Below are 11,887 nucleotides of genomic sequence, written 5' to 3'. Positions count from 1 at the left end.
GGAGCGTTATGCATGCCTGAGAAGGAATTTACAATTACGAGTGAAGCTGGTTTACATGCAAGACCTGCAACTGTCCTTGTCCACACAGCAAGTGGGTTTGAAAGTGATGTACAATTAGAGTATAAAGGGAAAACAGTTAACCTAAAATCCATTATGGGTGTAATGTCTCTAGGAGTTCCAGGTGGAAGTACGATTAAAGTAATCACGAATGGAACAGACGAAGAAGCAGCATTATCTGCATTAGCAGAAGCACTAAAGAACGAAGGACTAGGTGAATAAAGGGAAAAGAAGAGCTCAAAGGCTCTTTTTTTTATGGATTGATATAAGAAGAATGGGAGCTAGATTAATAACAATAAATAGTTTTAAATAATATTATTAAGCTTGCAATTAAACAAACGTTCAATTAATAACGTTGAGATTTATGATTGTAGCAAGGTTTAATGAATGTGGAACAAAATTAACTTTTAATAGAAAGGAATAATTATTATAGTAAGATAGTTTATTTTGAAGATGTATTTGTTATTAAGAGAGAATAAATGTTACGGCGGCCGTAATTTATCATGGTATAATGGGGGAATGAAAAGGGAGGAATTTGAGTGGGAGCGACGCAACAAAAAGAGAGAATGTTACAGAAACCGGTTGAGACACCTTTCTATTATGGTTGGGTGATCGTAGTGATGGGAGCCTTAGGGGTGTTCTTTTCAGGTCCAGGTCAGACCTATTCAAATGCAGTATTTATTGATTATTATTTAGCAGACTTTGGTTGGAATCGTTCTACGATCTCGTCGATCTATTCAGTTGCAACTTTAATTGCAGGCTTATTAATGATGGTCGTTGGGCGCTACATAGATAAATATGGTCAGCGGGTTGCAATGGTGTTTGTAGCATCGGCACTTGCACTTGCATGTTTTTGGAACAGTATCGTCATGAATACGGCTATGCTATTTATTGGTTTCTTTCTAATCCGTTTATTTGGTCAAGGTTCTATGACATTAGTTCCGAATACGCTTATTCCACAGTGGTTTATTGAAAAAAGAGGAAGAGCTTTTAGTATGATGGCAATAGGGGGATTTCTTAGTTCGGCTCTTTTCCCGATTATGAATCTTTGGATGATTGAACAATGGGGCTGGCAGCACACTTGGAGGGTTTGGGGATTCCTTCTTTTAATAGTGTTTGTCCCACTTGCTGTATTTTTTGTAAGAAATAAGCCAGAGGATATTGGGTTATTACCAGATAACAAGGTAATGAAACAGCAGAAGTTGAAGGAAGATAAGGAAGATGTAATGGAAGAGGTAAGCTGGACATTAGCTCAGGCTAAGAAAACCAAAACGTTTTGGTTGTTACTTTATTGTGTAAGTATTCCGGCGATGGTAAACACCGGCATCACGTTTCATTTAATGTCCATTTTTAGTGAAAATCAATTATCACCAGCGCTTGCTGCTACTGTCTTGAGCTTGATGGCAATTGTCGGTTTTCCAATTACGGTCTTGTCAGGATTTATCCTCGATAAAATACAAGCAAATTATATGCTAGTGGTCACCTTCGTAGGTCAAATTTTATTTCTTATTTTACTGCTGGTAACGCAATCACCTTTACTTGCTATTGCTTTTGGTGTGTTTTGGGGGATGGTTGGAGGAGTGGAGCGTATTGCCTTAAATGTCATTTGGCCCAACTTTTTCGGTCGAACTTATATCGGAAGCATAAAAGGACTAGCCATGGCGGTCATGGTTATTGGTTCAGCCTTTGGTCCTTTACCATTTGGGATTGCTTATGACTTTTTTGGAGGATATGAAGAAATCTTATTGATTATGATGATCTTTCCTGCATTAGCAGCAGTTGCCGCTTTTTTAGCTAAAAAGCCTGTTTTGAATGGGTAATCCTTAAGAGGCTGGGACAAAACCTAATACACCGTTCTCAAAGACGAATAATCTTAAAATTAGTCTACCTATCAAATATAAAAACTGTTTTCGTTTTTTCTCATACTTATTAACTAGTTAAGCTGGAAAAACAGGGTTGTTCCATTGCGCTTCAGGCACTCGCTTTCCGCGGGGCGGGCGGTGAGCCTCCTCGGCTTCGCCTGCGGGGTCTCACCTGTCCTGCTTCTCCCGGAGAAAAAGCTCTTTCCTTTTTCCTTGCAGGAGTCGAGTGCCTTCCGCTCCATTCCACTAGGTTATAAAATAGTATTCAAAACCAACAACTTAATTGAATGTAACAAATAGAGAACCGAACTAGTAGGTGAAAGTTAGATCAAAATCTCGCCTACTAGTTCGGGTTTATCACTGACTTTAATACTTATGATCTAGCCTCGTTATTATATTGTTAGATTGAAACCAAGATCGCCTATAATGCAGCAAAGGCAATAGGTAACTTATAGCCATTATTACGCTAGTATTCGACATTCCTCTCCCCGACATTTTCAGTATATTTATTCTAACCTACTTTCCCTATAATTAAATGTAAACCCTTACATACCTAGTTTATACATCCTGGTGTTTTTTAAAAAAGGGTCTATATCCGTTTAGGAGGTTACATGATGGAGAAAAGAACAATCTTAACGACAAGTAGTAGAGGACTATTAGAGGATACTTTACCATTTCGATTGTTTCAAAAAGCAAAGCGATTTGGTGTATGGGACCCAGCAGATATTGACTTGACTCAGGATGTAAAGGATTGGGCTTCATTTACTAGTGAACAGAGGGAAGCAATTTTAAGGCTCATTTCGCAATTTCAAGCGGGAGAAGAAGCTGTTACGAGAGATTTACTACCTTTAATGATGGTAATTGCTAAAGAAGGGCGTCTAGAAGAAGAAATGTATCTGACTACTTTTTTATTTGAGGAAGCAAAGCATACCGAGTTCTTCCGGCGTGTATTAAATGCGATTGGAGAAAATGAGGACCTATCCTGTTATCATTCTGAAACCTATAACACAATTTTTAATGAAATCCTACCAACAGCGATGGAGAGACTTGAGACTGATCATTCTGCAGAAGCTTTAGCGGAGGCATCTACGGTTTATAATATGTTTGTCGAGGGTGTATTGGCTGAGACTGGATATTATTCCTTTTATCAATCCTTAGAAAGGACAGGGGCTATGCCGGGCTTATTAAAGGGAATAGGCCTTCTGAAGAAGGATGAGGGACGTCATATTGCTTACGGTACCTTCTTATTACAGCGACTAATTAGTGAACAACCACATATCTTTGAGGTAGTTGCTAATAAAATGGAGGATTTAACACCACTTGCGATTAAGTTAAATCATGAAGGTATGACAGAAGATTCGCCGTTCCAGGTCGATTTTGAGGATACGATGAACTTTACGATGAAGCAGCTCTCCGTAAGAATGGAGATTCTAGCTAGATCTAAAGGCAAGAGAATGGAAGAGATCTATAAGCAACCCGAGAGTGAATTGGGAATCGTGTAAAAAAGGACTGTTTGTGTCAATGGCACAAACAGTTTTTTCTCATTATGCCTGGTGAAACAGTCATTCGTGCAATTCTTTAAGTACACTTTCACAAAAAAATTAATAATTATCAATCATATTCTGAACGATTCCTCTATATAAATAAAAGGGTATTTAAACTGTATGACTTTCATGGGGGTGTTTTTCATCATGTTATTTACAAAAAGAAAGCAATATGAAATGTCCTTAAAACGAAGAGCTGATGATATAGAAAGCCAAAACGACCAGTTAGAAAAAAAAATAGATACGCTACAATATAATGTAAATAAATTAATTGAATTAAACTATCGCATCTTCTCGCTTGAAAAGGATAAGTTAGGGGAGCCCATTATTATATATACAGATGCAGATCAAACTTCCAGAAATGTGTATATTAAGGATTGTCAGACAAAATGGTATGAGGAATACGATTTTGCAGCATTTGCGACCTACAATGAAGCGGATAACAATCTTCGAATTGATGGGATTAAGGGAGATGCTATTAATCAAGGCTATGGTTCCATTTGTATCAACTATTTACAGGAAATCGCTCATAACTTAAGAGTAAAAAAAGTAGTGGTCAGCATTAATGAGCCGGAATCAGAGGAAAGAGTGGAACATTTTCTCACTAAGCATGGATTTACATTAGACTCTGTAAAAGGGTATGCCGAGTGGATTCGTCCTTATAGATAATAAAAGGTCAACCCGGAATAGGGTTGACCTTTCGTATATATTAAACGAAACAGGTACTTATTAATTTTGATGTCTAACCCCAATTACACCTTCAGCAAGGTTAACTGCGTGGTCACCAATTCTTTCTAAGTTACTAACGATATCAACGAATATGATTCCAGCATCCCCTGAACAACGACCTTCATTAAGTCTTAGGATATGCCCTTTACGTAATACGCGTTCCATCTTGTCAATTTTATCTTCATTTGTTAACACACTCTTAGCAAGCTCGATATCTAGCGTTTCGATTGCCTTGATTGCATCATTTAATGTGGATAAGGTAAGAGTAGCCATTTCATTAAGCTCTGCAATCGCGTTATCCGATAATGAAACTCGGTTAGAAATACGATAATCAATTAACTCGACGATGTTTTCAACATGGTCACCAACACGTTCTAAATCTCTAACATAGTCTAGAAGTTTCGCATGATCACCTGTTTCTTCAGTTGTTAATGGCTTTGCAGAAATATCAACTAAATAGCTGGTAATCTTACGGTCTAAACTGTTTAGCGCCTCTTCAATTTGAAGGGCTAGGTCAGCATGCTTCTTTTGGTTCGTGTTAAGAAATTGAAAAGCTTCTTCTAAACCCTTTCCTGCTAGTTCAGCCATACGGATAATTTCCTTTTCGGCTTGTCCTAAAGCAATGGAAGGTGATTTATCAATAAACATTGGGTCTAGGTTTTTTGGCTTATAATCAATCGTCGTGTCATCTCCGCGAACCAACTTGGTTACGATCCAGGCAATTGCTGCAATAAACGGGAATTGAATAACGGTATTCGAAACATTAAAGATACCGTGTGCAAATGCAATGGTCATTTCCGGATTAAGGTCTAAGGCCCCTTGGAGGTAAGCTATAAAGCCCGTATACAATTTCAAAATAATTAAAAAGATGACAGTACCAATAATATTAAACATGACATGGACCGTTGCAGCTCTTCTAGCCGCTACAGAGGTACCAATTGATGCTAAAACAGCCGTTATTGTCGTTCCAATATTATCTCCAAACAAAACTGGTAATGCAGCTTGAAGGGTCATCGCTCCTTCACCAAATAACTCCTGAAGTATACCAATAGTGGCACTAGAGCTTTGAACTAAAACGGTAAATGCTGTTCCAATAACAACACCTAAAAGAGGGTTATCACTCATAGTAACCGTTAATTCCCTGAATACTTCAAGTGATCGTAGAGGCTTCATTCCGTCACTCATTAAACCTAAACCTAAGAAAAGAGCTCCAAATCCGAAGAGTACTTGTCCCAAAGATTGTAGTTTTTTCCCTTTTAAGAAGAACAATAGTATTGCTCCAACCGCCATAATAGGAAGGGCATATTCCCCAACTTTAATCCCGATGATAAAAGCTGTTACAGTAGTTCCAATATTTGCTCCCATTATAACCCCAATTGCTTGACGGAAGGTCATAAATCCGGCATTTACAAGTCCAACAGTTAAGGCTGTAGTTCCCGAGCTAGATTGAATAAGGATTGTGACAAGGATTCCAGATAGTACTCCCATAAAAGGATTGGAAGTCGACTTTTCTAAAATCTCACGTAAGCGGTCACCTGCAGCATTTTGAAGTCCGTCCCCCATGTACTTGATTCCAAATAGGAAAATTCCAAGTCCACCAAAAAACTGAAAAAGCATGGTCTGAGTATTAATATCCAAAAGTTCCACTCCTGATTTCGACAAATTTTGAGCACCTTTTTGATTGTAAATAAAATATGTAGTGATTGTAAATAAAATTCACTTAATCTTTACAATAAATTTACATTGTAGATAAAATAAAAAAACAAGAGCCTATTATAGGACTCTTGTTTTAGTGTAACCAAAAGTTGTTATATTTCTTCATTTGAACCATCAAGATCGACAGCAATGACAATTCCAATTGTACAAACGATAATCATGGCAAAAACCGCTGTGAACATTCTGATCATCTCCTACCAAGTTTGAAATCCTTTTGAACCAGGTGGTGCATGCTGAATCATCTCAGAGAGTGGGATATAGTAGGCAATTGCAATCAATACGAGTGCCACCACAATCCAGATTCCCCAATTTTCTAAAAACTTTGGTGTATTTTCAACGTCACTTTCAGCAATTGGAAATTCTGTTGCATCCTCGTCACTCTTTGCCTTAGGTAAAATAAATAACGCTTGAAGGACAAAGAAGATAAGCAGCATGGCAGATAGGAATAAAATCGTTCCTCCTACAGCCATCGTGACATGGGATGATAAAATTCCATTAAACCAATCAAGAGTTGATGGGTGATCCTGATAAGTAGAAAGGGCAGTACGTCTTGGTGCACCTAGTAATCCCAAAATGTGTTGAGAGGTGGACATGAAGAACATCCCAATCGCCCAGGATATGATTTGAATAAAAGCAAGCTTTTCCATTGATTTGGTTAGCTTCCGTCCTGTTAAGTAAGGTACAAGCCAGAAGGTTAAACCAAAGAATGTCATTGCTACTGGTGTACCAACTGTAATGTGAAAGTGACCCACTACCCAGAGCGTATTATGAACGACTTCATTTAGCTGGAAGCTAGCATTTATAATTCCGCCAGCCCCACCAGGGATGAAAAATGCCATGGCAATAAAAATAGATGTAAAGCGGATATCATTCCAAGGAAGTTTGGTAAACCAACCGAATAATCCTTTTCCGCCTTTTTGTCTTCCGGTAATCTCAAATGTTGCAAACATGGAGAAGGCTGTCATTAACGACGGAATAATAACCATGAACGTTAATGAGGTTTGTAGGAATTTCCAGAATGATGAAATTCCTGGCTCCACTAGCTGATGGTGAAATCCAACTGGAATCGAGAATAAAATAAACAGGATAAACGATAATCTCGCAAGTGAATCACTGAACACTCTTCCTCCAATAATTTTCGGAACAATGACATACCAAGCAATATAAGCTGGTAACAGCCAGAAATATACAAGTGGATGGCCGAAGTACCAGAATAATGAACGACTTAGTTCCACGTTAATAGTGTCTACCCAACCAAACGCTAGAGGAATAAATTGGAATAATACCGTTGCGACTACTCCTAAGCAGGCAATAATCCACAATATAATAGTAGAAATGGTCATGAAAGCAAATAATGGACTAAGCTGACCTTTATGATTCTTTTTCCAGGCCATATAATGACCAACAAGTGCAAAGCTACTAATCCAAGTTCCCACAACGAATAATGCCAATCCGACATAATACCAACCATTTGCATTTAGGGGAGCATAAAAGGTATAAAGTACGGATGCTTCACCTGCTACGATTAACGCGATCGCAAGGATTGTACCAGCTGTCATGACATAGAAGCCAATCCATGAAAACAGCTTTGTCTTCGGTCCAAATGCCCCTAATGTCTTACTCATCCCAGTTTGGAAAAATCCAAATATAAAATAGGTGGTAAAGACAAGAGCAAGTAAGACACCGTGCGCGGTTAACACTTGATAATAATCAAGCCACGGTGGAAGTTGAAGGGCATCATTACGAATAAATACTTGTAATAATCCACAAAGAGTACCGATAAGAAATGCAAAGTAAGCTACAAGAATATGAGTTAGAGCTAATTTTCGTTCAGATAAACTAATTAATGAGTTCATTCTTCTACCACCTCAATCGATGTCGACATTAAATGATGGGCTGTTCCACAGTACTCGTTACAGAGGATTAAGTAATTGCCTGGTTCATCAAATGTATACTCTTTTGTAGTGATTCGACCCGGAACGACCATCATATTAACGTTCGTACCCACAATCGAAAAACTGTGAACCACATCTTTACTAGTTACTTTAAAGACTACTTTACTACCAGCTGGAACTGTTATTTCTTTAGGCTCATACGTAAATGCCATTGCAACAATAGCTGCCTCATAGGTACCATCTGCTAATTTCTTCACTCCTGGCTGGTCAAAAGGAGGAGTTTGATCGACCTTCTCAGGATCAATAGCGTCCATTCCACCTGATGGTTGATGATTATGTCCAAAAGCACCAACACCAACAACAGTTAAAAATATAATGAGGGAACAAATCCCAAATGTTAACCAAATTTTTTCATATTTATGAAAATGCATAAGAACGGTCACCTTCTTCTTTCTTTATCGTGTTAAGTGAAAAATATAGGCTGAAAACCATGAGATAAAAATAAAGATACCAATCGTAAATACGCTAATCAGGGTACCTTTTAAATTAGGCTGGTTGTTGCTCGGACGTGGTTTACTCACAGTCAATGACCTCCTTTGTTACTAATTAACTTGATTGTAAAGGAGGATCGATGTGCTCTCTGTGACATCGGTCACAACCTACTATTTTTATTTGAAGTTGTGTCCATTTTGAGTCTTGTAAAATTAGTTGTGTCTTTCTTTATAGAATGTTTTCGAATCCTTGTATCTTGAAAAAACAATACCCCCCAAAAAAACATGCTAGGGAGTAAATCCCTAGCATGCTATTTAACAGTTAGATTTTAAATTTCTGCACAATTTCTTTTAAGGTATTAGATAATATAACGGTCTCTTCTGATCTACTTGAGATTTCCTCTAGGGAAGCTGTGGTTTCTTCGGCAGATGCGGCTACCTCTTCGGAATTTGCAGCGATGTTCTCTATAGAAAGAACAAGGCTTTCAATACGAGAAACTGTTTGTTCTGAGTAGGCTGCTTCCTTTGTTGTAACTTCTGCTATTTTATTAATATCTTTAACGGTGTTAGAAACTTCTTTTAAAATATTTTCTAGAGCAACTCCAGTTTCAGTTACTGCAAGCTCTCCTTCTTGGACAGTGGCTCTGCTTTCATTGATGGATAAGACGGCTTCTTCAATGCCAACTGTAATCTGTGAGACTAGCTTTTCAACCGTTGCCACCTCACGATTTGATTGTTCTGCGAGTTTCCGAACCTCATCAGCAACCACAGCAAAGCCTTTTCCATGTTCACCAGCTCGTGCTGCTTCAATTGAGGCATTTAGGGCAAGAAGATTGGTTTGACTAGCAATTCCGTAAATCGTTTCTGTTATTTTCTTAATCTCTGAAGTATACGTATTTAAGAGGTTGATGGATTGTTCAGTCTCTAATGTTGCAGATTTAATACCTTCCATCTTAGTTGTAATTTCAATCACTTTTGTTTTACCGTCTCTTGCTGTATCTAGGGTGATTGTGGAAGCAGATACATTTGTATCCGCTAATTTATTCGTTGCAATAATCGAGTTCGCAAGTTGACGTAGAGTTCCAACTGCATCAACTGCCTCTTCTGTTCCACGTGCGGTATCAATAGCCACTTCACTCATACTATGTGAAACTTGTTGAATCGCTGTATTCATCTCTTGTAAAGAAAGGGATGACGTTTCTGCATTTCTAGTTAGTTGGTCCGTACTTGTTTTTAAAACCGTGACAATCTCGACCAGATTATCGGTCATCGTATTTAAGGTCTCGGCCAAATCCCCCACTTCATCCTTGCTTGTTACTTGAAGTCTTGGAACGGCTAAATTACCTGAGGCCACTTCCTTTGCGTGTTGGATTAGATTTGAAATAGGTTTTGTTTTCTTTCTTAATAAGAAAATCGTGAAGATGGATGCAATGATCATAGGAATCAGTCCAAGGAGTAGTCCACCACTTACAACATCCCACGTGCGTTCTTGAACGATATCTGCATTAAAATCAATTACGCTGATGGCTATAACCTCTTTTGAAGAATCTTGATCTTTATAAATAGGTGCATAACCAGATAAACGATTGATCCCACCGAATTCATATATTTTAGAGTAGGTAGGGTGCTTCATTTCAATCAACATAGAAATAGCTTTCTCATCAATCTTAAAAGAGTCTCCAATCTTAAAACCTGAGGCCTTTAGGTTATCATCTAATGCTAAGATTTTTCCTTCCGTATTAATGATATACTGAGCTTCAAAAATATCTTTATGGGCAGTCGTCCAGTTTAAGGAACTACCAATTTTTTCACTAATTTCGAGGTTGCCATCTAGCATTTTATCAATCTCAGTGGGATTAAGGAGGCCGGTTGTTATGTAAGCACATCCATATGCTTCGACTCCGGCAGCTTCGTAAATCTTGTCATAAGCTGTATGGTAAGTAGCGATTGATGTGATTAAAAGAGATGCAAAGATCACACCAATAATAATCCGACCTAACTGCCACGTTAACGTTCTCTTCATTTAAAATACCCCTCTTCGTTTTTATAGGACAGGAGGATGAGGACGTACACTGTCGCTATAAAATGTATATATAAAGAATAACTGAGACATGTAGGACGAACTGTGATAAATATCACAGCTTACCAAGTTACTCTTCTTAGAAAATAGAGATAAGGGATTCTCCCTCGTAAAATGGGTGTATTCCCTGATAACTAATTTCCAAAAAATATTATAAAGTAAGAAGTATGATTGAAATTAAAATGTGGAGAGAGAACTCATGACAAACATAAACGTTCAAACTTTATCAGAGGTCATTAACTCTTTTGAAAGCGATAGTAAGCGAATTTCAAATGAACTACATGAAGGAATTGCCCAGACTTTATATAGTGTTTATACTGGGTTACAATTTATAGAAGCAAAAAGTAAAGATGAAGAAGTGGGAAAGCAATTGAAGCAGATGGCCCGAATGATTGAAAGGTCGATCGATGACCTACGATGGCTGGCTACTGATTTACATCCTCCTTCTATGGATGTGTATGGTGTTTATTCAGCTTTAAAGGCGTATGTAAACATCTTTATCAAAACGTTTGGGATCGAGGTGCTTGTTCATTCAGTTGGACAGGAAGTCAGATTAACTGATTTTACAGAAAAGCTGTTATTTAGAAACTGTCAGGAAATCCTAAAAATTCTAGGTCAGTATCCAGAAACAGAAGAAATAACGATTATTTTCGACTGGGATCTCAAGAATCTAATTATTTCCTTCCATATTAAAGGATTAAATGAGGAAATAGTGAACTTAGAAGTTGAGACTGTAAAGGTAAAAGCAAAAGCACAGCTAATACAAGGTGAAGTGAAACAAAGAGTAATCAATCCAATGGAAATCGTCTTAACGATTGATGTTCCATATCCAATTGAGGTGAATAGGCGTGATCAAGATTCTATTAGTGGATGACCATGCAGTAGTAAGGACAGGATTAAAAATGCTGCTAAACTCAGTGACTGATATGGAGGTTGTTGGAGAAGCGACGGAAGGAAACGAGGCTATTCAAAAGGCTCAGGAATTAAATCCCGATGTTATTCTAATGGACTTAAGCATGCCACATGGGAAGGATGGGCTGTTAGCAACTGCAGAGATCAAACAGCTTCTTCCAAAAATCAATATCTTAATCTTAACGATGCATGATGATGAGGAGTATTTATTTAGAGCCATTAAAACCGGGGCGTCCGGATGTATATTAAAGAGTGCTCCACATGATGAATTATTAAAAGCAATCCAAGTTGTATATGAGGGATCAGCTTATTTATATCCGAATGCAACCAAAAAGCTGATGGAGGAATATGTTGAGAACCTAAGAAACGGCGGAAATAGTGATACCTATTCATTATTATCCGATCGAGAAAAAGAGGTATTAACGCTTATTGCCAAAGGGTTTTCCAATAAAGAAATTGCAGAACAGCTCATTATAAGTGTAAAGACCGTTGAAACTCATAAAGCCAATTTGATGGAAAAGCTAAAGCTTAAAACCAGACCAGAATTGGTTGAATATGCAGTAAAAAAAGGCCTTTTAAGCTATGGTCTATAAAGAATAGA

Annotated in this window: 11 protein-coding genes; 6 read left to right on the top strand and 5 right to left on the bottom strand. The window is 37.9% G+C overall.

The features are described from left to right. Window positions 1-12: 12 nt before the first annotated feature. The 4 genes from M1D60_RS17920 (at window position 13) to M1D60_RS17905 (ending at window position 4,132) form a co-directional block, all read left to right on the top strand. A complete protein-coding gene (locus tag M1D60_RS17920; protein ID WP_456276194.1) occupies window positions 13-279 on the top strand; it encodes a phosphocarrier protein HPr in 267 nt (88 codons plus the stop codon). Between the two features lie 317 nt (window positions 280-596). Then, window positions 597-1,877 carry an MFS transporter gene (locus M1D60_RS17915; RefSeq protein ID WP_456276193.1) on the top strand — a complete coding sequence of 427 codons (1,281 nt, stop codon included), beginning with the start codon at window positions 597-599 and terminating at the stop codon, window positions 1,875-1,877. A 656-nt stretch (window positions 1,878-2,533) separates the two neighbouring features. After that, entirely contained in the window at window positions 2,534-3,421 is an 888-nt protein-coding gene (locus M1D60_RS17910; RefSeq protein ID WP_456279484.1) for a R2-like ligand-binding oxidase, read from the top strand. A gap of 189 nt (window positions 3,422-3,610) precedes the next feature. Next, window positions 3,611-4,132, top strand: coding sequence for a hypothetical protein (locus M1D60_RS17905; RefSeq protein ID WP_456276192.1), 522 nt, complete (start codon window positions 3,611-3,613; stop codon window positions 4,130-4,132). A gap of 60 nt (window positions 4,133-4,192) precedes the next feature. On the opposite strand, the gene M1D60_RS17900 is transcribed toward M1D60_RS17905, so the two are convergent. From M1D60_RS17900 to M1D60_RS17880, 5 genes are all read right to left on the bottom strand, one after another. After that, entirely contained in the window at window positions 4,193-5,809 is a 1,617-nt protein-coding gene (locus M1D60_RS17900; protein WP_456279483.1) for a Na/Pi cotransporter family protein, read from the bottom strand. Window positions 5,810-6,102: 293 nt separating this feature from the next. Next, on the bottom strand, window positions 6,103-7,764 hold the full coding sequence (locus M1D60_RS17895; RefSeq protein ID WP_456276191.1) for a b(o/a)3-type cytochrome-c oxidase subunit 1: 1,662 nt from the start codon (window positions 7,762-7,764) through the stop codon (window positions 6,103-6,105). Then, window positions 7,761-8,234 (bottom strand): cytochrome c oxidase subunit II, encoded by a 474-nt coding sequence (locus tag M1D60_RS17890; RefSeq protein WP_456276190.1) that lies wholly within the window; start codon window positions 8,232-8,234, stop codon window positions 7,761-7,763. The genes M1D60_RS17895 and M1D60_RS17890 overlap by 4 nt, the downstream gene beginning before the upstream one ends. 24 nt (window positions 8,235-8,258) lie before the next feature. Further along, window positions 8,259-8,384, bottom strand: a complete 126-nt coding sequence (locus tag M1D60_RS17885; RefSeq protein WP_456276189.1) for a cytochrome C oxidase subunit II — start codon at window positions 8,382-8,384, stop codon at window positions 8,259-8,261. Between the two features lie 232 nt (window positions 8,385-8,616). Further along, window positions 8,617-10,317, bottom strand: a complete 1,701-nt coding sequence (locus M1D60_RS17880; protein WP_456276188.1) for a methyl-accepting chemotaxis protein — start codon at window positions 10,315-10,317, stop codon at window positions 8,617-8,619. Between the two features lie 256 nt (window positions 10,318-10,573). On the opposite strand from M1D60_RS17880, the gene M1D60_RS17875 reads away from it, so the two are divergent. Together M1D60_RS17875 and M1D60_RS17870 are read left to right on the top strand one after the other, a co-directional pair. Continuing rightward, a complete protein-coding gene (locus M1D60_RS17875) occupies window positions 10,574-11,248 on the top strand; it encodes a sensor histidine kinase (protein WP_456276187.1) in 675 nt (224 codons plus the stop codon). After that, complete coding sequence (locus tag M1D60_RS17870; protein ID WP_456276186.1) at window positions 11,223-11,879, top strand: response regulator; 657 nt, start codon at window positions 11,223-11,225, stop codon at window positions 11,877-11,879. The genes M1D60_RS17875 and M1D60_RS17870 overlap by 26 nt, the downstream gene beginning before the upstream one ends. Window positions 11,880-11,887 lie beyond the last annotated feature (8 nt).

It is taken from the genome of Bacillus sp. AK128 (assembly GCF_053903075.1).
The sequence above is the reverse complement of the archived record's forward strand: the minus strand, read 5'-3'. Positions and strand labels throughout refer to the sequence as shown.